The organism is Nocardioides sp. N13(2025) (genome assembly GCF_051912545.1).
GTDB lineage: Bacteria > Actinomycetota > Actinomycetes > Propionibacteriales > Nocardioidaceae > Nocardioides.
Window position 1 is genome coordinate 3023705 of record NZ_CP196809.1, and the last position, 21301, is coordinate 3045005.

20 protein-coding genes are annotated in these 21301 nt (G+C 71.4%); 7 read left to right on the plus strand and 13 right to left on the minus strand.

Features of this window, described 5'->3' with window-relative positions:
- Positions 1-9: 9 nt before the first annotated feature.
- Positions 10-276 (plus strand): DUF2277 domain-containing protein, encoded by a 267-nt coding sequence (locus tag ACS3YM_RS14680; protein WP_191193261.1) that lies wholly within the window; start codon positions 10-12, stop codon positions 274-276.
- Positions 273-1106, plus strand: coding sequence for a Sir2 family NAD-dependent protein deacetylase (locus tag ACS3YM_RS14685; RefSeq protein ID WP_439937170.1), 834 nt, complete (start codon positions 273-275; stop codon positions 1104-1106). The genes ACS3YM_RS14680 and ACS3YM_RS14685 overlap by 4 nt, the downstream gene beginning before the upstream one ends.
- Before the next feature lie 78 nt (positions 1107-1184).
- Here ACS3YM_RS14685 and ACS3YM_RS14690 read toward each other — a convergent pair whose 3' ends face one another.
- Complete coding sequence (locus ACS3YM_RS14690) at positions 1185-1865, minus strand: metal-dependent transcriptional regulator (RefSeq protein ID WP_439937171.1); 681 nt, start codon at positions 1863-1865, stop codon at positions 1185-1187.
- A gap of 76 nt (positions 1866-1941) precedes the next feature.
- Here ACS3YM_RS14690 and ACS3YM_RS14695 point away from each other — a divergent pair, with 76 nt between their 5' ends.
- Together ACS3YM_RS14695 and ACS3YM_RS14700 are read left to right on the plus strand one after the other, a co-directional pair.
- A complete protein-coding gene (locus ACS3YM_RS14695) occupies positions 1942-2730 on the plus strand; it encodes a hypothetical protein (protein ID WP_439937172.1) in 789 nt (262 codons plus the stop codon).
- Positions 2731-2774: 44 nt separating this feature from the next.
- Entirely contained in the window at positions 2775-4388 is a 1614-nt protein-coding gene (locus tag ACS3YM_RS14700) for a glycoside hydrolase family 13 protein (protein ID WP_439937173.1), read from the plus strand.
- Between the two features lie 30 nt (positions 4389-4418).
- Here the strand turns inward: ACS3YM_RS14700 and ACS3YM_RS14705 are convergent, their stop codons facing one another.
- From ACS3YM_RS14705 to pdxH, 6 genes are all read right to left on the minus strand, one after another.
- Positions 4419-4874, minus strand: coding sequence for a MarR family winged helix-turn-helix transcriptional regulator (locus ACS3YM_RS14705; RefSeq protein WP_439937174.1), 456 nt, complete (start codon positions 4872-4874; stop codon positions 4419-4421).
- Between the two features lie 20 nt (positions 4875-4894).
- A complete protein-coding gene (locus tag ACS3YM_RS14710) occupies positions 4895-6481 on the minus strand; it encodes an MDR family MFS transporter (RefSeq protein ID WP_439937175.1) in 1587 nt (528 codons plus the stop codon).
- Positions 6482-7063: 582 nt separating this feature from the next.
- Entirely contained in the window at positions 7064-9019 is a 1956-nt protein-coding gene (locus ACS3YM_RS14715; RefSeq protein WP_439939902.1) for an ABC transporter ATP-binding protein, read from the minus strand.
- Between the two features lie 33 nt (positions 9020-9052).
- The gene (locus tag ACS3YM_RS14720) at positions 9053-10786 is read right to left on the minus strand and encodes an ABC transporter ATP-binding protein (protein WP_439937176.1); all 1734 of its coding nucleotides are present in this window, start codon (positions 10784-10786) and stop codon (positions 9053-9055) included.
- Entirely contained in the window at positions 10786-11364 is a 579-nt protein-coding gene (locus ACS3YM_RS14725) for a TetR/AcrR family transcriptional regulator (protein WP_439937177.1), read from the minus strand. The genes ACS3YM_RS14720 and ACS3YM_RS14725 overlap by 1 nt, the downstream gene beginning before the upstream one ends.
- A 140-nt stretch (positions 11365-11504) precedes the next feature.
- A complete protein-coding gene (gene pdxH / locus ACS3YM_RS14730; RefSeq protein WP_439937178.1) occupies positions 11505-12152 on the minus strand; it encodes a pyridoxamine 5'-phosphate oxidase in 648 nt (215 codons plus the stop codon).
- Positions 12153-12231: 79 nt separating this feature from the next.
- Here pdxH and ACS3YM_RS14735 point away from each other — a divergent pair, with 79 nt between their 5' ends.
- Positions 12232-13335: a citrate synthase 2 gene (locus ACS3YM_RS14735; RefSeq protein WP_439937179.1), complete on the plus strand. Its 1104-nt coding sequence runs from the start codon at positions 12232-12234 to the stop codon at positions 13333-13335.
- A 24-nt stretch (positions 13336-13359) separates the two neighbouring features.
- Here ACS3YM_RS14735 and ACS3YM_RS14740 read toward each other — a convergent pair whose 3' ends face one another.
- The 3 genes from ACS3YM_RS14740 to ACS3YM_RS14750 form a co-directional block, all read right to left on the minus strand.
- The gene (locus tag ACS3YM_RS14740; RefSeq protein ID WP_439937180.1) at positions 13360-13782 is read right to left on the minus strand and encodes a thiol-disulfide oxidoreductase DCC family protein; all 423 of its coding nucleotides are present in this window, start codon (positions 13780-13782) and stop codon (positions 13360-13362) included.
- 59 nt (positions 13783-13841) lie between these two features.
- A complete protein-coding gene (locus tag ACS3YM_RS14745; RefSeq protein WP_439937181.1) occupies positions 13842-14465 on the minus strand; it encodes a hypothetical protein in 624 nt (207 codons plus the stop codon).
- A gap of 116 nt (positions 14466-14581) precedes the next feature.
- Positions 14582-15061, minus strand: a complete 480-nt coding sequence (locus ACS3YM_RS14750) for a GNAT family N-acetyltransferase (protein WP_439937182.1) — start codon at positions 15059-15061, stop codon at positions 14582-14584.
- A gap of 102 nt (positions 15062-15163) precedes the next feature.
- Here ACS3YM_RS14750 and serC point away from each other — a divergent pair, with 102 nt between their 5' ends.
- The gene (gene serC / locus ACS3YM_RS14755) at positions 15164-16285 is read left to right on the plus strand and encodes a phosphoserine transaminase (RefSeq protein WP_439937183.1); all 1122 of its coding nucleotides are present in this window, start codon (positions 15164-15166) and stop codon (positions 16283-16285) included.
- 99 nt (positions 16286-16384) lie between these two features.
- Here the strand turns inward: serC and ACS3YM_RS14760 are convergent, their stop codons facing one another.
- From ACS3YM_RS14760 to ACS3YM_RS14770, 3 genes are read right to left on the minus strand one after another with little or no spacing between them, the layout of a single operon-like run.
- On the minus strand, positions 16385-17383 hold the full coding sequence (locus ACS3YM_RS14760; protein ID WP_439937184.1) for a DNA topoisomerase IB: 999 nt from the start codon (positions 17381-17383) through the stop codon (positions 16385-16387).
- A 53-nt stretch (positions 17384-17436) separates the two neighbouring features.
- Positions 17437-17934 carry an O-acetyl-ADP-ribose deacetylase gene (locus ACS3YM_RS14765; RefSeq protein WP_439937185.1) on the minus strand — a complete coding sequence of 166 codons (498 nt, stop codon included), beginning with the start codon at positions 17932-17934 and terminating at the stop codon, positions 17437-17439.
- Positions 17934-19250, minus strand: coding sequence for a protealysin inhibitor emfourin (locus ACS3YM_RS14770; protein WP_439937186.1), 1317 nt, complete (start codon positions 19248-19250; stop codon positions 17934-17936). Before ACS3YM_RS14770 ends, ACS3YM_RS14765 begins: the two co-directional genes overlap by 1 nt.
- 151 nt (positions 19251-19401) lie before the next feature.
- Here ACS3YM_RS14770 and typA point away from each other — a divergent pair, with 151 nt between their 5' ends.
- A complete protein-coding gene (typA, locus tag ACS3YM_RS14775) occupies positions 19402-21297 on the plus strand; it encodes a translational GTPase TypA (protein ID WP_439937187.1) in 1896 nt (631 codons plus the stop codon).
- Positions 21298-21301 lie beyond the last annotated feature (4 nt).

A 21301-nucleotide genomic window follows, 5' to 3' on the forward strand; every position in this document is an offset into this window, starting at 1 on the left:
CCTCGACGCATGTGCCGCAACATCCGACCGCTGAACAACTTCGAGCCGCCGGCCACGCGTGACGAGGTCACCGCCGCCGCCCTGCAGTACGTCCGCAAGGTGGCCGGCACGACCAAGCCGTCGCAGGCCAACGAGGAGGTCTTCTACGCCGCCGTCAAGGAGATCGCGCACATCACCGAGCACCTGCTCGACGACCTCGTGACCGCCGCTCCCCCGAAGAACCGCGACGTCGAGGCGGCCAAGGCCCGGGCCCGCGCGCAGGCGCGCTACGCGTGACGATCGCAGCCCTCGAGGGCGAGGCCCTCGACCTGCTGGCCGGCCGGCGGCTGGTCGTGCTGACCGGCGCCGGGCTCTCCACCGACTCCGGCATCCCTGACTACCGCGGTCCGGGCGCGCCCGCGCGGGCACCGATGACCTACCAGGAGTTCGTCGCCGGACCGGAGGCGCAGCAGCGCTACTGGGCGCGCAGCCACCTCGGCTGGCAGCGGATGGGCCGGGCGGTGCCCAACGACGGCCACCACGCGCTCGCCCGGCTCGACCCCGAGCTGCTGATCACGCAGAACGTCGACGGCCTGCACGAGGCGGCCGGCACCCGCAGCCTCGTGGCCCTGCACGGACGGGTGGCCGACGTGGTCTGCCTGTCGTGTCGTAGGACGTCCTCGCGCGGCGCCCTCGAGCGCGAGCTGGACGCGCTCAACCCCGGCTGGCTCGAGCGGCACGGCTGGGTCGAGTCGCGCCCCGACGGCGACGTCGACCTCGACGACACCCACGACTTCGTGGTGCCGCGCTGCCCCTGCGGGGGGCCGCTCAAGCCCGACGTGGTGTTCTTCGGCGAGAACGTGCCGGCCGACCGGGTGGCCCGCTGCTACGCCGCGGTCGAGGCGCTCGGCACCGACGGCGCGCTGCTGGTCGCCGGGTCGTCGCTGACCGTGATGAGCGGGCTGCGGTTCGTGAAGCGGGCGGCCGCGGGAGGCACGCCGGTCGTCGTCGTGAACCGCGGGCTGACCCGCGGCGACGCGCTGGCGACGTACAAGCTCGAGGTGGGCTGCAGCGAGTTCCTCACTGCTCTTGCGGCGACCGCTGCAGTTTCCCCGCATCTGCGGTGAAACTCGAGCTTCTGGGGGTTTGCACGCCCCCAGAAGTCGGGGTTTCCCCGCATAGGCGGGGAAACCACAAACCGCGCGTCAGCGCCGCACGAAGATGTGCTCGGCCGCCTCGACCACGAGCTCGGCGGTCTCGCCGCCGGAGCCGATGAGGATGCCCTCCTCGGTGCGGGCGATCGTGACGGTCTTGCCGGGGAGGGCGCCGACGCGGCGCAGCAGGCCCATCAGCTCCTCGTCCTTCTGCATCTCCTCGGAGATGCGCCGGACGTGGACGCGCTGGTCCTCGGAGACCGCGGCCTCCGACAGCGGCTCGACGTTGTCCATGAAGTCCTCGCTGGGAGCTTGGCCCAGCTCGTCGAGCCCGGGGATCGGGTTGCCGTACGGCGACTCGGTGGGGTGGTCGAGGAGCTCGAGCAGGCGGCGCTCGACCGTCTCCGACATCACGTGCTCCCAGCGGCAGGCCTCGGCGTGCACGAGCTCCCAGTCGAGGCCGATGACGTCGGTGAGCAGCCGCTCGGCGAGGCGGTGCTTGCGCATCACGCGGGTCGCGAGGAGCTGGCCCTCCGCGGTGAGCTCGAGGTGGCGGTCGCCCTGCACCGTCACCAGCCCGTCGCGCTCCATCCGGGCGACGGTCTGCGACACGGTGGGACCCGACTGGTGCAGCCGCTCCGCGATGCGCGCGCGCAGCGGGACGATGCCCTCCTCCACGAGCTCGTAGATCGTGCGGAGGTACATCTCGGTGGTGTCGATCAGGTCGCTCACGGACGTCATTGTGTCCCATCCGCGAACTGCGGCGGCCCCTCCACCCGTGGCCCCGACCCGTGGCACAGTGAGGCCGGTGAGCGAACTCATCGTGCCGCGGCGCTTCTGCGGCCCACCCGACTCCGGCAACGGCGGGTGGACCGCCGGTGCGTTGGCCGCCCTGGACGACGCCGACTCCCCCGACAACAGGTGCGACAGCTGGCCGCCGATCGAGGTCTCGTTGCGCCAGCCGCCGCCGCTCGACACACCGCTGGACGTGACGGAGGCCGACGGCGTGTTGTCGGCCGCGTTCGGCGGCGCCACGATCGCCACCGCGCACCGGGTGGACCGCGAGCTCGTCGAGGTCGAGCCGGTCGCCCACGACGTCGCCGCGGCCGCCGGGTCGTCGTACCCCGGCCTCACCTTCCACCCCTTCCCCACCTGCTTCTCCTGCGGCACGGCGCGGGAGGAGGGCGACGGCCTGCGGATCTTCCCCGGCAAGGTCGGCGACGGCCCGGCCGGCGACCTGGTCGCCGCCGCGTGGACCCCGCACCCCAGCCTCCACGAGGACTGGCACACCTACGTCGACGAGCACACGCGGGCCTCGCTCGCCTCCACGTGGGCGGCGCTGGACTGCATCGGCGGGTGGGCCGGCGACCTCACCGAGCGGCTGATGGTGCTCGGCCGGATGACCGCGCGGGTCGACGACCTGCCGGTGATCGGCGAGCCGCACGTGGTCGTGGGCGAGGGACGCGGGCAGGACGGTCGCAAGACCTTCACCGCCTCCACGCTGTACGACGCCGACGGCCGCGTCGTCGCGACCGCCGAGCACACGTGGATCGCCGTCGACCCCGCGATGTTCGGCGGCAGCGTGCCCAGCCGGTGACGCCGGTTCGACACCCCTCCCCGACAGTTGAGAAGATGGCGCGCATGGCTGATGTGAACGTTCCAATCCCCGCGGGCCGCGACGACTGGTGGCGCCACGCCGTCGTCTACCAGGTCTATGTCCGCAGCTTCGCCGACAGCGACGGCGACGGCGTCGGCGACCTGCCCGGCATCACCTCGCGCCTGCCGCACATCGCCGAGCTCGGCGCGGACGCGCTCTGGATCACGCCGTTCTACACCTCCCCCCAGAACGACCACGGCTACGACGTCGCCGACTACCGCGACGTCGACCCGCTGTTCGGCTCGCTCTCCGACGCCGACGCGCTGATCGCCCGCGCCCACGAGCTGGGCCTGCGCGTCGTGGTCGACCTGGTCCCCAACCACACGTCCGACCAGCACGAGTGGTTCCAGGCGGCGCTCGCCGCCGGGCCCGGCAGCCCGGAGCGCGCGCGCTACCTGTTCCGCGACTCGCCCGCGGGCAAGCCGGCCGGCACCCCGCCCAACAACTGGGAGTCCGTCTTCGGCGGTCCCGCGTGGACCCAGGTCGAGGACGGCCAGTGGTACCTCCACCTCTTCGACTCCACCCAGCCCGACCTCGACTGGCGCAACCCCGAGGTCCCCGAGATGTTCGAGGAGGTGCTGCGCTTCTGGCTCGACCGTGGCGTCGACGGGTTCCGCGTCGACGTCGCGCACGGGCTCTTCAAGGAGGCGTCGCTGCGCGACCAGGTCGTCGAGGAGGGCAAGCGCGCCAGCTCCGGTCAGGTCAACACCGACCACTCGATGGTCTCGCTCGACCTCAAGGACGAGCCGATGTGGGACCAGCCCGAGGTCCACGACGTCTACCGCGCCTGGCACCGGGTCCTCGACGAGGCCGGCCCGGACAAGATGGCCGTCGCCGAGGCGTGGACGCAGACCGCCGAGTCGATGGCCGCCTTCGTGCGCCCCGACGAGCTGGACCAGGCCTTCAACTTCGCCTGGCTGCTGGCCGACTGGTCCGCTGAGGCCTTCGCCGCGGTCATCGCCGACACCCTCGCGGCGGTCGAGCCGGTCGGCGCCTCGCCGACGTGGGTGCTCAGCAACCACGACGTCGTACGCCACACGACGCGCTACGGCGGCGGCGCGCAGGGCCTCGCCCGCGCCCGTGCGGCCACGCTGACCATGCTCGCGCTGCCCGGCTCGAGCTACATCTACCAGGGCGAGGAGCTCGGCCTCGAGCAGGTCGACGTCGCACCGGTCGACCGCCAGGACCCGGCCTTCCTCCGCACCGGCGAGGTCGGTCGCGACGGCTGCCGCGTGCCGATGCCGTGGAGCGGCACCGAGGCGCCGTACGGCTTCGGGCCGGGTGGGTCGCAGCCGTGGATCCCGCAGCCGGCCGACTGGGCGCCGCTCACCGCCGAGGCCCAGGCGACTGACCCCGAGTCGACGCTGACGTTCTACCGCGAGGCGCTGCGGGTCCGCCGCACCTTCGCGTGGAGCGCCGGCGAGACGGTCGAGCCGCTCGACCTCGGCACCGACGTCCTCGCCTTCCGCCGCGGCCCGCTGACCGTCGTCCTCAACTGCGGCGACGCCCCCGTCGAGCTGCCCGACGGCGAGCTGCTGCTCGCCAGCGGACCCGTCGACGGCAAGCTGCCGGCCGACACGGCCGCCTGGCTCCGCTGACCCGTCCCCCCTCGATAGAGGGGGGTGCGGTCAGTCGTCGGAGAGGGCCCGGTTGTACGACGCCAGCTGGCGGGCGAACGTCGACAGCTCGGTGTCGCTCCAGTGCGCGAGCCGCTCGTCGAATCGGTCGCTGCGGCTGCGGGCGACCGTCCTGAGCCGTTCACGGCCCTCCTCGGTCGCGTCGAGCAGGATCGCGCGCCGGTCCTCGGGGTTGGGCTGGCGCTCGACCAGGCCGAGGTCGACCAGGGTCTGCACCTGCCGACTGACCCCGCCCTTGTCCATGCCGAAGGCGTCGGACAGGTCGGCGCCGCGCAGCGGACCGTGCATCGCGAGGTGCGTGAGGATGAAGTAGGTGATCGGGTGCAGGTCCGGGTGGATCTCCCGGGCCCGCTCGCCCATCACGCGCTTGACCCGGCGGATCAGCGTGCCGACCTCGGTCTCGATGCTGCGGAGGTCGTCGTACCTCGTCCTGGTGCTCGTGCTCATCGCGGCGTTCACTCGGGTGATCATGCCTCGGGGCGGGCTTCCGCCACGAGCTCGTCCTCGCGCTTCACCGAGGTGCGCAGGGGCACCTCCTTGATGAAGAGCACCGCGACCAGCGCGCCGACCGCGAAGGGCAGCGCCACGAGGAAGATGTGGCCGGTCGCGTCGCCGTACGCGCTCTCGAAGATGGCGCGGATCGGCGCAGGCATCGTCGAGACGTCGGGCACGCCGCCCGTCTGGTGGCCGACCTGCTCGGCCAGCTCCGGGTGTGCCGCGACCAGGCGACCGAGGCCGGCCCTGACCGCGTCGGCGACCTGGTGGGCCAGGACGGCGCCGAGGGCGGCGATGCCGACCGAGCCGCCGAGCGAGCGGAAGAACGCGACGACCGACGAGCCGGCGCCCATGTCGGAGAGGGCGATGGTGTTCTGCACGGCCAGCACGAGGTTCTGCATGGTGGCGCCGAGGCCGAGGCCGAGGACGGCCATGAAGATGCCCGTGCGCCACAGCGGGGTGCCGGCGTCGATAGTGGACAGCAGCGCGATGCCGGCGATGACGGCGACCATGCCGCCGACGAGCCAGCGCTTCCAGAGGCCGGTGGCGGTGATGATGCGGCCGCTGATGATGCTCGAGACGAGGAGGCCGCCGACCATGCAGATCGACATCAGGCCGGCCTCGGTCGGGCTCATGTCCTTGGCGCGCTGGAAGTAGAGGCTGAGGTAGACGGTCGAGCCGAACATCGCGACGCCGATCAGCACGGAGGCGACGGTGGCGAGAGTCAGGGTGCGGTCCCGGAAGAGGCGCAGCGGGATGACCGGGTCCTTGGCGACGTTGGCCTCGACGTGGACCGCCGCGGCGATCACGGCGACGGAGCCCACGACGAGCAGGGCGCTGGTCCAGGAGACCCAGTCGAAGTTGATGCCGCCGAGGGAGACCCAGATCAGGAGGATCGAGACGCCGCCGACGAGCAGGAAGGCGCCGACGTAGTCGATGGTGACGTCGCGCTTCACGACCGGCAGGCGCAGGGTCTTCTGGAGCACGACGAAGGCGAGGGCGGCCACCGGGAGGCCGGCGAAGAAGCACCAGCGCCAGCCGACGGTGTCCACCAGGACGCCACCGACGAGCGGGCCGCTCACCGTGGCGAGGGCGAACACCGCGCCGATGTAGCCGCTGTAGCGACCGCGCTCACGCGGGGAGACCATCGTGGCGATCACGACCTGCACGAGCGCGGTGAGCCCGCCGACGCCGAGGCCCTGGACGACGCGGGCGCCGATCAGCACCTCCATCGACGGCGCGAAGCCGGCGATGAGCGAGCCGATGGAGAAGATCACCAGCGCCGACTGCACCAGCAGCTTCTTGTCGAAGAGGTCGGCGAACTTGCCCCAGATCGGCGTCGTCGCGGTCATCGCCAGCATGGTCGCGACGACGACCCAGGTGTAGCCGGTCTGGCTGCCCTCGAGGTCGTCGACGATGGTCGGCAGCGCGTTGCTGACGATCGTGCTCGAGAGCATCGCGACGAACATCGCGAGGAGGAGACCGCTGAGGGCCTCGAGCACCTCACGGTGCGTCATCTGCCCGCTCTGCTCGGCGGTGATGGTGGGTGCCTGGGTCACTGCATGCCTTCGTTCAGGTGAGTCTTGGTTGCGTAGAGCAATAGTTGTTTGACGCAACTATATGTCGTTTCGCCCCGACGGACCAACCCCGCCTCGTGAGACCTGGCCCACACCCGGACATGCAGCGACCCGCAGGCCTGCTGCCCCTCTGAGGAGGGGCCCCGGGGGATGACTCCGGGGGCCTGCGGGTCGGGTGGCTGCAGTGGTTTCGCCGGCAGCTGTCGGCGTAGCCGGGCTGCCTAGCGGGCAGCCACCTCACTCATCCGAAAAGACTTCATTCTTCGGATCACCTCCTTTCCGTGTGCGACGAGCGTACGTCGGCGGGCGGAGGTGCTCAACGGATTAACCCCGCGGCTTCTGGTTGCTCCCCCGCCACACGCATCGGTGTCCGGTGTCCGGTGTCGGGTGTCCGCCCGGTGTCGGGTGTCCGCCCGGGGTGGCGGCATACGACATCGGGCTTCGCCACCCTGGCGGCGTACGACATCGATGTCAGCCCGCCACCTGTCGTATGCCGCCACCCCCGCGGCGCGACGTGTCGTATGCCGCCACCCACGAGACGAAGCGACGTGACAGGGAGGCAGGTCAGACCACGGCCTCCTCGACCGGGGCCTCGAACTGCGAGCGGTAGAGCCGGGCGTACGCGCCGTCGGCGTCGAGCAGCTGCTCGTGCGAGCCCTGCTCCACGATCGAGCCGTCCTCCATCACCAGGATCAGGTCGGCGTCGCGGATCGTGGAGAGCCGGTGCGCGATGACGAACGACGTACGGTCCGAGCGCAGCGCCGCCATCGCCTGCTGGAGCAGCAGCTCGGTGCGCGTGTCGACCGAGGAGGTCGCCTCGTCGAGGATCAGCAGGGCAGGATCGGAGAGGAACGCCCGCGCGATGGTCACCAGCTGGCGCTCGCCGGCCGACAGGTTGGACCCGTCCTCGTCGATGACCGTGTCGTAGCCGTCGGGCAGCGAGTGCACGAAGCGGTCCACGAAGGTCGCGCGCGCCGCCTCGAGGATCTCGTCCTCGGTCGCGTCGGGCCGGCCGTAGGCGATGTTGTCGCGGATCGTCCCGGCGAAGAGCCAGGTGTCCTGCAGCACCATCCCGATCCGGCCACGCAGCACACCGCGCGGGATCGTGGTGATGTCGACGCCGTCGATGAGGATCCGCCCCGACTGCGGGTCGTAGAAGCGCATCACCAGGTTGACCATCGTGGTCTTGCCGGCGCCGGTCGGGCCGACGATCGCGACCGTGCTGCCCGGCTGGGCGGTCAGCGTCAGGTGCTCGATCAGCGGCCGCTCCGGGTCGTAGGAGAACGACACGTCCTCGAAGCGCACCTCGCCGTGTGCGTCCTCCGCGGCCGCCGGGCGACCCGACGCCTCGGCCGACTCCTCGGGTGCGTCGAGCAGCTCGAAGACCCGTTCCGCCGAGGCGACGCCGGACTGCAGCAGGTTGAGCATCGACGCGACCTGCGTGAGCGGCTGCGTGAACTGGCGGGAGTACTGGATGAACGCCTGCACGTCACCGAGCGACATCGTGCCGCTGGCGACCCGGAGGCCGCCGAGGACGGCGATCACGACGTAGTTGAGGTTCCCGACGAACATCATGATCGGCATGATCAGCCCGCTGACGAACTGGGCGCCGTACGACGCCTCGTAGAGCTCGTCGTTCTGCTCGGCGAAGACCCGCTCGGCCTCCGCCTGGCGGCCGAAGACCTTGACGATCGCGTGGCCGGAGAACGTCTCCTCGATGTGGGCGTTGAGGGTGCCGGTGCGGCGCCACTGCTGGATGAACATGCCCTGCGACCGCTTCATCACGGCACCGGTGACGAACATCGAGATCGGCACCGAGACCAGCGCGACCAGCGCCAGCAGCGGCGAGATCCAGAACATCATCGCCAGCACCGCGAGGACGGTCAGCAGCGAGCTGAGCATCTGGCTCATCGTCTGCTGGAGCGTCTGGCTGATGTTGTCGATGTCGTTGGTGACCCGGCTCAGCAGCTCGCCGCGTGGCTGCTTGTCGAAGTAGCCCAGCGGCAGCCGGTGGACCTTGTCCTCGACCTCCGAGCGCATCCGGAGCACCGTGCCCTGCACGACGTCGTTGAGGAGGTAGCCGCCCAACCACGCCAGCAGCGACGCCCCGACGTAGACGGCGAGCACCAGCGTCAGCACGTCGGCCACCGCGGAGAAGTCCACCCCGTCGGTGAGCCTCATCGACTCGATCATGTCGGCCTGGTTGCCCTCGCCCCGGGCGCGCAGCGCCTCGACCGCCTGCTCCTGCGTGGCGCCGGACGCCAGCACGTCCTTGCCGATCAGGCCGGCGAAGACCAGGTCGGTCGCCCGGCCCAGGATCTTGGGGCCGACGGCCGTGGCGACGACGCTGAGCAGCGTCAGGACCAGGACGGCGTACGCCTTGTGGCGCTCGGGGCGCAGTCGCGCGAGCAGCCGCTTGAGCGAGGGCCAGAAGGTGTCGGCCTTCTGACCGATCATCCCGCCGCCCATCGGGCCGCGGCCCGGGCCAGGGCCGGCCTGGACCCGCTCGGTCTCCTTCATCTGCCCGCCCTTGGCGGGGGCCTCCGTGCTCACTCAGGCCACCTCATCTGCGGTGAGCTGGGACTCGACGATCTCGCGGTAGGTCGAGCAGGACTCGAGGAGCTCGTCGTGGGCGCCGGTCCCGACGACGGCGCCGTCCTCCATCACCACGATCCGGTCGGCGTGGCGGATCGTCGCGACGCGCTGCGCCACGATCACGACCGTCGCGTCACGGGTCACCGGACGCAGCGCGGCGCGGAGCCGGGCGTCGGTGGTGAGGTCGAGCGCGGAGAAGGAGTCGTCGAAGAGGTAGATGTCGGGTCGGCGGATGATGGCGCGGGCGATGGCCATCCGCTGGCGCTGGCCGCCACTGAGGCTCGCGCCGCCCTGGGCGATCTCGGACGCGAGGCCGTCGGGCATCGCCTCGACGAACTCCCTGGCCTGGGCGATCTCGAGGGCGGCCCACATCTCCTCCTCGGTGGCGTCGGACTTGCCGTAGCGCAGGTTGTCGGCGACGGTCCCGCGGAAGAGGAAGGCCTTCTGCGGCACGAGGCCCAGGCGTGACCAGAGGGTCTCGGGGTCGAGGTCGCGCACGTCGACGCCGCCGACGCGCACGGACCCGCCGGTGGCGTCGAAGAGGCGGGGCACCAGGTTGACCAGGGTGGACTTGCCGGCGCCGGTCGAGCCGACGACGGCCACCGTCTCCCCCGGGCTGGCGCTCAGCGCCACCTCGCGCAGCACCGGCTCCTCGGCGCCCGGGTAGGCGAACGTCACGGCGTCGAGCTGGAGGCCGAGCCGCTCGGGCAGGTCGGTCAACGGGTCGGCCGGCGGGACGACCGACGACTCCGTGTCGAGCACCTCGGCGATGCGGTCGGCGCACACCGACGCGCGCGGCACCATCATCAGCATGAACATCGCCATCATCACCGACATGACGATCTGCATCAGGTAGGAGATGTAGGCGGTCAGCGCGCCGACCTCCATCTGGCCGGCCTCGACCCGGTGGCCGCCGAACCACAGGACGCCCACCGTCGCGACGTTGGCCACGATCATCACGGTCGGGAACATCGCCGCCTGCCAGCGCCCGGCGCGGACCGCGACGTCCGTGAGCTGCTGGTTGGCGTCGGCGAACCGCACGGTCTCGTGCTCCTCGCGGACGAACGCCCGCACCACGCGTACGCCGGTGATCTGCTCGCGCAGCAGCCGGTTGACCTCGTCGATGCGCTCCTGCATGAGGCGGAAGCTCGGCACCATCTTGCGGATGATCAGGCCGATCGAGACGCCGAGCACGGGCACCACGGCCAGCACCAGCCACGACAGCCCGACGTCCTCGCGCGCGGCCATGATGATGCCGCCGACCATCATGATCGGGGCCGCCACCATCAAGGTGCCGCCCATCAGCACGAGCATCTGCACCTGCTGCACGTCGTTGGTCTCGCGGGTGATCAGCGAGGGGGCGCCGAAGTGCTGCACCTCGCGCGCGGAGAAGGAGCCGACGCGGTGGAAGATCGCGGCCCGCAGGTCGCGGCCGACCCCCATCGCGTTGCGCGCCGAGAACCACACCGCCGCGATCGAGCAGATGATCTGGACGAGCGAGACCGCGAGCATCAGCGCGCCGTGGCGCACGATGTAGCCGGTGTCGCCGGTGACCACGCCGCGGTCGATGATGTCGGCGTTGAGGCTCGGGAGGTACAGCGCGGCCATCGTGCCGACGAACTGCAGCGCGACCACGGCGGCGAGCGGGGCGGCGTACGGCGCGAGATAGGTGCGCACGAGTCGGAGCAGCATCAGGAGTCCTTCGTCTGCAGCACGCCGTCGAGCAGCGTGCCGACGATCTGGTCGGGCGTCAGCAGGTGGCCGTCGCTGATGTGGGGGTGGGTGCCCGAGAAGGTCAGCATCCGGAGCATGTGCACGAGTTGGGTCGGCGTGCAGGTGAGGAGGGCGGCGTCGGGCTCGACGACGGCGACCATGGTCTTCTCCGCGCGACGGCGACCCTCGTCGGCGTGCCGGTGGGCCTTGGGCGGGCCGACCATCCCCATCGCGCTCATCAGCAGGAAGATCCCGCGGAAGCGCTCCTGCAGGCGGGTGACGAGGTCGATGAGCCGGGCGCGGAGGTCCTGGTCGAGGTCGATCGACTCGAGGTCGGCGAGGAACGGCTCCATGTCGAGCGCCTTCTCGACGGCCGCGGCGACGAGGTCGTCCTTGGAGTCGAAGACCCGGAAGATCGTGCCCTCCGCGACCCCGGCCGCGTCGGCGATCTGCTTGGTGGTGACCCTCCGGCCGTGCTCGTGCAGCAGCGGGATCGTCGCCTCGACCAGCGCGTCACGCCGGTCCCCGGGAGTCATCGGTCGGGCGCGAGGGGTCACCCGGCGAGGATAAGTGAGTGAGTGCTCACTCACAAGTGGCTTGCTTCCAGTCCTTTGCGGCGGGTTCTCGGCGGCTGCAACGGGCGGGAACCCGGGCGGTCACCGGGTACCCGGTGATCGCAGCAACAGCGCGGGCAGACCTACGGGGCGAGCCGCTCGATCGACCAGCCCTCGCCGTCGCGGCGGTAGACCAGCCGGTCGTGCATCCGGCCCGGCCGCCCCTGCCAGAACTCCACGGCCTCGGGCACGACCCGGTAGCCGCCCCACTCGGGCGGCACGGGCACCTCGCCGTCGCCCTCGTCGGCGCCGAAGCGCTCCTGCACCCGGGCGTACGACGTCGCCAGCTCGGCGCGTGAGGCCACGGGCCGCGACTGGGCCGACGCCCACGCTCCGAGCTGGGCACCGCGGGGACGCGAGCGGAAGTAGGTCTCGACCCGCCCCGCGTCGAGCTTCTCGGCGACGCCCTCGATGCGCACCTGGCGCTCGAGCGGGTGCCACGGGAAGAGCAGCGCGCACTGCGGGTTGGCCGCCAGCTCGTCTCCCTTGCGCGAGGCCTGGTTGGTGAAGAAGACGAAGCCGTCCGGGCCGAAGCCCTTGAGCAGCACCATCCGGCTCGAGGGCCGGCCGTCCGGGGTCGCGGTGGAGACCACCATCGCGTTGGGCTCGTGCACGCCGGCCGCGACCGCCTCGCCGAGCCACCGCCCGAACATCTCGACCGGGTCGTCGGCGAGGTCGGGGAGGTCGAGGCCGCCACGTGCGTACTCCGCGCGGAGTCCGGAGAGGTCCATGTCGCGAGGTTAGTCGCGAGGTGCACAATGAGCCGTCCCGTGGTGTCTCTCCGGGACTCCCGATCCACGAAGGAGTGGCATGACCGAGATCCATCACGGCCTCGAAGGTGTCGTCGCGTTCGAGACCCAGATCGCCGAGCCCGACAAGGAAGGGTCGGCGCTGCGCTACCGCGGCGTCGACATCGAGGACCTGGTCGGCCGCGTGCCCTTCGAGAACGTCTGGGGTCTCCTCGTCGACGGCTCCTACACCCCCGGCCTGCCGCCGGCGGAGCCCTACAACATCTCCATCCACACCGGCGACGTGCGCGCCGACGTCCAGGCCGCCGTCGCGATGCTGGCGCCGATGCTGGGCATGGGCCAGACCTACGACATCTCCGACGAGCAGGCCCGCCTCGACCTCTCCCGCGTCGCCGTCATGGTGCTGTCGTACGCCGCCCAGTCCGCGCGCGGCCTCGGCAAGCCGGTCGTCACGCAGAAGGAGGTCGACCAGGGCAGGACGCTGGCCGAGCGGTTCCTCATCCGGTGGCGCGGCGAGGCCGACCCCAAGCACGCGCACGCGATCGACGCCTACTGGTCCTCGGCCGCCGAGCACGGCATGAACGCCTCCACCTTCACCGCCCGGGTCATCACCTCGACGGGTGCGGACGTCGCTGCGGCGTTCTCCGGCGCCATCGGCGCGATGTCCGGCCCGCTCCACGGCGGCGCCCCGTCGCGCGTGCTCGGCATGATCCAGGAGGTCGAGAAGCGCGACGGCGACGCGACGTCGTACGTCAAGGAGCTGCTCGACAACGGCGAGCGCCTGATGGGCTTCGGCCACCGCGTCTACCGCGCCGAGGACCCCCGTGCCCGCGTGCTGCGCCGCACGGCCAAGGAGCTCGACGCCCCGCGCTACGAGGTCGCCGAGGCGCTCGAGAAGGCCGCCCTCGAGGAGCTGCGGGCACGCCGCCCCGACCGCGTGCTCGAGACCAACGTCGAGTTCTGGGCGGCCATCGTCCTGGACTTCGCCGAGGTGCCGTCGCACATGTTCACCTCGATGTTCACCTGCGCCCGCACCGGCGGCTGGTCGGCGCACATCCTCGAGCAGAAGATGACCGGCCGGCTGATCCGCCCGTCCGCCGTCTACGCGGGCCCGAGCACCCGCCCGGCCAGCGAGGTCGAGGGCTGGAACGAGGCCTGGGGCTGACCCCCGCTGGTCGAGGAGGTCGCGCTAGCGACCGTCACGAGACCCGGGTCTCGTGACGGGACTTCGTCCCTCCTCGACCACCAGAGGTGGGAGCACGCAGGCCGCGGTCCCGCCGGGCAGGCGGGACCGGTTGGCCGCGACCCAGTGGTAGACGCGGCGCGCGACCGGGTCGACGGGCCGGCTGGTCATGATCCGGCCGACCGCTCGCCACGGCAGCGGGCCGGTGCCGAGGATCGCGGCGAAGGCCCGGTGGCCGTAGTCGACGCGGCCGTCAGGGTGGACGTACGGCATCTCGACGACGGCCCGCTCCGGGTCCACCCCGAGCGCGTCGAGGTCGACCGCCTGGATCGTGGCGGCATCGACGTCGACCCCGAGCCGCGGGACGAGGGCGGCGGTGCGCATGCAGAAGCCGCAGTCGGCGTCGTTGAGCATCAACCCGCGGTCCATGGGCCCCAGCCTACGAGCGCCGGCCCACGCCCGTGCGCACGACGACGCAGCCGACGCGGTCAGGCGGAGGGCTGGGCGACGTACCAGGACGTCGCGCCCTTCGCGCCCTGCCGGGTCAGCGAGACGTGCAGGTGGTCGCGGTGGCGCAGCGTCGGCGAGCAGGTGCGCCGCGTACGGCAGCTCGAGCTCAGGTAGCGCTTCGCGACGAAGCCGTCGTAGGAGGCGTACATCGTGTCGTCCCAGATGATGTACATGATCCCCATCCGGCGGGCCAACGCGTGGGGAGCGCCGGTGTCGTCGGGCGCGAAGAGCTCGTCCAGCAGGGCTGCTGCGAGGGCCTGGTCGGTCTCGCTGCTCGCGTCGAGGAGCCAGTCGAAGGCGCGCGACTCCTTGTGCTCGCTCGTGCTCGAGCCGCTGCAGGACCGGCTGATCGGCCCGTAGCCGCCGCCCCGTGCGACGAGCCAGTCCGCGAGGAGCAGGACCCCCGGCTTGGGCGTACGCCGACAGGTCGACTGCGGCTGGTAGCCGGCGTACGGCTCGAGCGGCATGAGGTAGGGCGCGGAGGACGTCACCGTCCCCCGGTGGCTGGTCGGGTCGGTGGCCGAGGCGGCGGTCGTCCCGCCCAGGAGCACGACCGTCACCATGCCGAGGACGAGCGCGACGATGCGCAGGTTCGCTCGCATGGCGACGTCCCACCTTTCCCTCTGATCACGTGTGGCCCAGTGACCGTAGGTGGCCCCACCCGTCACCGTCAGGGGTTCGGTGGAACATCAACGCTGTAGTTCTCGGCGAGCAGCTCTCAGAGGCGGCGGCCGAAGCAGCGGCTCAGGTCGGAGCCGCGGTAGTGGCCGAAGCCGGGGATCGGCTCGTAGCCCGAGGAGAGGTAGAGCTCGATCGCCTCGGGCTGCTTCATCCCGGTCTCCAGCACCAGCGCCTCGATGCCCGCCTCGGCGGCCGTGGCCTCGAGGTGGGCGAGCATCCGCCGGGCCAGGCCGCGGCGCTGGGCGGCAGGGACGACGTACATCCGCTTGACCTCGGCCGTCACGTCTGCGCCGAGCGCCTTCACCGAGCTGCGCCGCCAGGCCGCGGTCGCGACCGGCGCGCCGTCGAGGTAGCCGACGAAGAACCGGCCGAGCGGGTCCTCGAAGTCGGCCGGGTCGACCGGCGACTCGTCGCGACCGCCGTAGCGAGCGACGTACTCCTCCTGGACCGCCTCGACCAGCAGCACCGCGTCCGGGTGGGTGATGGCGACCCGCTCGATGCGCAGGTCGGTGTTCATGGTGCGTCCCCGTCTCTGACTTTTCGTCGGCGGGTGACACACTAGGCGCCTCTGACAGCGTCGTCAGGACCACCCTTCCGCTTCCACGTGAGGTTCCTCCCCATGACCGACGCCCTCAAGATCCCCGCCGAGCTCCTGCCCGCCGATGGCCGCTTCGGCGCGGGCCCCTCCAAGATCCAGACGAGCCACCTCGACGCTCTGGCCGCCACGGGCTCGACGCTGATGGGCACGTCCCACCGGCAGGCGCCCGTGAAGAACACCGTGGGCCGCGTGCGCGAGGGCCTGGCCGCGCTGTTCGACCTGCCCGACGGCTACGAGGTCGTCCTCGGCAACGGCGGCGCGACCGCCTTCTGGGACATCGCCTGCTTCGGCCTGATCCGCGAGAAGAGCCAGCACCTCGCCTTCGGCGAGTTCTCCTCGAAGTTCGCCACCTCGGCCAAGAAGGCGCCGTGGCTCGCCGACCCGACGGTGATCAGCAGCGACCCCGGCTCGCGTCCCGAGGCCGTCGCCGAGGAAGGCGTCGACGCCTACGCCTGGGCCCACAACGAGACCTCGACCGCGGTCATGGCGCCCGTACGCCGTCCCGCCGGCGTGGCCGACGACGCGCTGGTCCTCGTCGACGCGACCTCCGGCGCGGGCGGCCTGCCGGTCGACCTGGACCAGGTCGACGCCTACTACTTCGCACCGCAGAAGTGCTTCGCCTCCGACGGCGGCCTGTGGATCGCGCTCATGTCGCCGCGCGCCCTGGCCCGGGCCGAGGAGATCGCGGCGACCGACCGCTACGTCCCGCCCTTCTTCGACCTGCCGACCGCGATCGACAACTCCTCGAAGAACCAGACCTACAACACCCCGTCGGTCGCGACGCTGTTCCTCATGGCCGAGCAGCTGGACTGGATGAACGCCCAGGGCGGCCTCAAGGGGATGGTGGAGCGGACGACCGCGTCGTCCGACGCGCTCTACGGGTGGGCGGAGCGCACGTCCTACACGACGCCCTACGTCGCCGAGGCGGCCGACCGCTCGCTCGTCATCGGCACGATCGACTTCGACGACTCGATCGACGCCGCCGCGATCGCGGCGACGCTCCGCGCCAACGGCGTGGTCGACACCGAGCCCTACCGAAAGCTCGGGCGCAACCAGCTGCGGATCGCGATGTACCCCGCGATCGACCCGTCGGACGTCGAGAAGCTCACCGGCGCGATCGACTACGTGGTCGCCAACAGCTGACCGGGCACTTCCTCGCGCACAGGACCAGTGACCGGGGTCGGCGCCTCCCAGCGCGAGGAAGTGCCCGGTCGGCGCCTCCCAGCGCGAGGAAGTGCCCGGTCAGCCGGAGTTGAGGAGCTTGAGCACCGCCCGCTCGAGCGCGGCCTGCCGGGCGTCGTCCGTGTCGTACTTCCCCCGGACCTTGACCGTGCGGCCGCGCTCGTAGGCCTCGACCACCCGCGGGTCGACGTACGACGTCCGCGCGAGGGTGGGGGTGTTGCCGAGGAACTCCGAGACCTCCTTCATCGCGCTCGCGACGGCACGCTTGCGTGACGCCTTGGACTTCCCGGGCTCCTCGGTCTCGGCCAGCGCGTCGGCGGCGATGACGGTGGCGTGCCACGTGCGGAAGTCCTTGGCGGTGGCCTCGATCCCGAAGCACGTGCGGATGTAGTCGTTGACGTCGGCGGACGACAGGCCCTTCCAGCGCCGGCCGTCCTTCCACGCGAGCAACCTGTCGCCACCGCCGCGCCGGCGGCGCATCACGTCGAGCGCCTCGGTCGCGGACGGGTCGTCGATGGTGATGTCGTGCTCCACCCCGGACTTCCCCACGAAGCTGAAGCGCAGCGCCTTGCCCTGCCGCGAGACGTGCTCCTTGAGCATCGTGGTCAGGCCGAAGGAGCCGTGGGTGTCGGTGTAGACGTCGTTGCCGATGCGGAAGTAGCCGAGGTCGAGCAGGCGTACGGCGACCGCGCACGCCCGCTCCAGCGACATCCCCTCGGACCCGATGTCGGCGAGCACGCGCTCGCGCGCCTTGGACAGCGCCTTGCCGAACACCAGGATCCGGTCGAACTTCGCGGCGTCGCGGCTCGCGCGCCACTGCGGGTGGTAGAGGTACTGCTTGCGTCCGGCGTCGTCGGTGCCGACCGCCTGCAGGTGGCCGTTGGGATGGGGCGTGATCCACACGTCGGTCCACGCCGGCGGGATGACCAGGTCCTTGCAGCGCTGCACCTGCTCGTCGTCGAGGCGCTTGCCGTGCTCGTCGAGGTAGGTGAAGCCCTTGCCGGCCTTGCGCCGGGTCCAGCCCGGCTGGTCGGGGAACGTGCGCCGCAGTCGAGGCATGCGGAGAAACTACTGGCCCACCGGTGGTCGCGAGACACCCGGAGGGAGGGCAGTCAGGCCTCGACCACCGCGCTGATCTCGTCGTACGCCGCCCTGCCGAAAGCCACCAGGCGGGCCTCCTCGACCTCGGTCGTCGCGCCGCGCAGGGCGTCGACGGCCGCCCGGATCGCGTCGTCGCGCGGCCAGCCGTAGATGCCGGCGCTGACGAGGGGAAAGGCGACCGAGCGTGCGCCGAGCTCGTCGGCGACGCCGAGCGCCCCGGAGTAGCAGGAGGTGAGCAGGCTGCGGTCGCGCTCGCCGGCGTTCCAGTTGGGACCGACGACGTGGATCACCCAGCGGGCCGGAAGCCGGCCGCCGGTCGTCCACCCCGCACCACCCGTCGCCAGGCCGTCAGGAAAGCGTCGGACGCAGTCGTCGAGCACCTCGGGACCACCAGCGGCATGGATCGCGCCGTCGACGCCGCCACCGCCGCGCATCCGGCGGTTGGCGGCGTTGACGACGGCATCGACCTCCTGGGTGGTGATGTCGCCCTGCACCACGGTGAGCCGCATCAGATCTCCGCCGACCCGGTCTGCAGGACCCGGCGCGCGAGCTCGGCCTGGCTCGAGGTCAGCCGGTGCTCGGGCACCCGCACGGGGTCGTGGTCGTCGACGATGAAGGTGTAGAGGTACATGTCGGGCTTGGTCGTCGCGTCGGCCGCGGCGTCGACGGCCGTGAGCTCGGCGCGGGCGACCAGGTCGCGCAGGTCGGGCCGACCGTCGTCGTCGAGGTCGACCTCTGCCGACTCGGTGCGCCCGATGAACCCGCCGCTGCGAACGACGCGCAGCCGCGAGCGGGAGCCGGCCGGCTCCGGCATCCCCACCGCGGTCGCGGGCTCGACGCCGACCTGCGCCCACGCCTCGCTGACGGCGTCGGCGTGCTGCCCCGCGGCGGCCACCGTCGCGGCGGCGAACGTGGCGAAGTCGGCGTCGGACGGGACGTCTCCCCCGACCAGCGCGTCGTACCAGACCCGGCCGGCACCCTCGATCGCGCTGCCACCGATCGCGACGGCGGCGAGCTGGAAGGCCTTGTTGGGGATGCCCGAGTTGAGGTGGACCCCGCCGTTGTCGGCGGTGGTGACGACGAAGTCGTCCATGTGCCCCACCTGCGGGTCGGCGCCGAGCTCGGGGTCGTCGTAGGCCGTGCCGGGGGCAGCCATGTCGCGCAGCGCCCGCGCCCGGACGGACGGCGTGAAGATGCCCTCGCCGATCAGCCAGTCAGCGTCCTCGGCGTCCTGGCCGAGGAGCCGTTGCTTGAGGCAGGACGCGAAGACGTCGGCGACGGACTCGTTGAGCGCGCCGGGCTGGCCGCGGTAGACGAGGGCGGCGGTGTGCTCGACGACGGCGTGGGAGAACTCGTGGGCCAGCACGTCGACCGGCTTGGTGAAGCGCTCGAACACGCGGCCGTCGCCGTCGCCGAAGACCAGCTGGGTGCCGTCCCAGAAGGCGTTGTTGTAGCGCGACCCGTAGTGGACGGTCAGGCTGACCGGCGCCCCGGCGTCGTCGTGGGAGTCGCGGCCGAGCACCTCCGCGAACATCGCGAGCGTGGCCTCGATGCCGGTGCCTGCCTCGTCCACGGCCTCGTCCCCCGTGTCCGGCTCCCCCGCCCGGCGCACGGGCCTGCCGGGAAGCGTCGTACGGGACCCGGCGTCGTGGACGGTCCAGGCCGGGACGCCGACTACCTGCTCGTGGACGGCCTGGCGGGCCGCGACCTCGCGACCGGCTCGCAGCGCCTGGTCGCGCGCGGCCTGCTCTGGCCCGTCGACGCGCTCGGCGAGCCAGGGCGGGATGAAGGTGCAGCGTGTGAGGTGGGTCTCCCGAGATGTCATGCCACAGGTCTACCGCGGGGTTCCGACGCCCGGTAGGCCGCACGCGCGAAATATCGATCCCGGCCGAGGCCCACTAGACTCGTGACGCTGTGGCCGTGCCGGCCGCGCCCGGCCCCTGGCCGCTTCTCGTCTCCGCCCGGAAGGCTCCTGCATGTCCACCCAGTCCCGCTCCGACCTGCGCAACGTCGCGATCGTCGCGCACGTCGACCACGGCAAGACCACGCTGGTCGACGCCATGCTGCGCCAGGCAGGTGCCTTCACCGAGCACCAGGCCGAGAGCGTCGCCGACCGGGTCATGGACTCCGGCGACCTCGAGCGCGAGAAGGGCATCACGATCCTCGCGAAGAACACCGCGGTCCACTACGCCGGTCCGGCCGGCGGCGGCGAGCCGATGGTCATCAACATCATCGACACCCCGGGCCACGCCGACTTCGGTGGCGAGGTCGAGCGTGGGCTCTCCATGGTCGATGGCATCGTGCTCCTGGTCGACGCCTCCGAGGGTCCGCTCCCCCAGACGCGTTTCGTGCTCCGCAAGGCGCTGAACGCCGACATGCCGGTGATCCTGGTCGTCAACAAGACCGACCGCAGCGACGCCCGCATCACCGAGGTCGTCGACGAGTCCTACGAGCTCTTCATGGACCTGCTCGACGAGTCGCACAGCCAGGACGCCCTCGACTTCCCGGTCGTCTACGCCTCCGGCAAGGCCGGCATCGCCTCCCTCGAGCAGCCGGAGAACGGCAGCATGCCCGAGGGCACCGACCTCGAGCCGCTGTTCAAGACGATCCTCGAGACCATCCCCGCTCCGCAGTACGACGAGGGCGCGCCGCTGCAGGCCCACGTGACCAACCTCGACTCCTCGCCGTTCCTCGGCCGGCTGGCGCTGCTGCGCATCCACCAGGGCACGTTGAAGAAGGGCCAGACGGTCGCGTGGATGAAGCGCGACGGCTCGGTCAAGAACGTGCGCATCACCGAGCTCCTCGTCACCGAGGGCCTCGAGCGCAAGCCCGGCGAGTCCGCCGGCCCCGGTGACATCGTCGCCATCGCCGGCATCCCGGAGATCACCATCGGTGAGACCCTCGCCGACGCCGAGAACCCGATCGCGCTGCCGCTCATCCACGTCGACGAGCCGGCCATCTCGATGACCATCGGCACCAACACCTCGCCCATGGTCGGCAAGGTCAAGGGCGCCAAGGTCACCGCCCGCCTGGTCAAGGACCGCCTCGACGCCGAGCTCATCGGAAACGTGTCGCTGCGCGTGCTCCCGACCGAGCGCCCCGACGCCTGGGAGGTCCAGGGCCGCGGCGAGCTCGCGCTGGCGATCCTCGTCGAGCAGATGCGCCGCGAGGGCTTCGAGCTCACCGTCGGCAAGCCGCAGGTGGTCACCCGCGAGGTCAACGGCAAGGTGCACGAGCCGTTCGAGCGCCTCACGATCGACGCCCCGGAGGAGTACCTCGGCACGATCACCGAGCTCCTCGCCGCCCGGAAGGGCCGCATGGAGGGCATGACCAACCACGGCACCGGCTGGGTCCGCATGGACTTCGTCGTCCCCTCGCGTGGCCTCATCGGCTTCCGCACCGACTTCCTCACCGAGACCCGCGGCACCGGCATCGCCCACCACATCTCCGAGGGCTACCACCCCTGGGCCGGCGAGATCCGCTCGCGCAACTCCGGCTCGCTGGTGGCCGACCGCGCCGGCGCGGCGACGGCGTACGCCATGACGTCGCTGCAGGAGCGCGGCGTGCTCTTCGTCGAGCCGACCACCGAGGTCTACGAGGGCATGATCGTCGGCGAGAACTCGCGCGCCGACGACATGGACGTCAACATCACCAAGGAGAAGCAGCAGACCAACATCCGGTCCGCCACCTCCGACAACTTCGAGAAGCTGATCCCGCCGAAGAAGCTGTCGCTGGAGCAGTGCCTGGAGTTCTGCCGCGAGGACGAGTGCGTCGAGGTGACCCCCGAGACCGTCCGCATCCGCAAGGTCGTGCTCGACGCCAACGCCCGCGCCAAGACCGCGTCGCAGGCGCGCAAGGCCAACAAGGGCTGAGCGC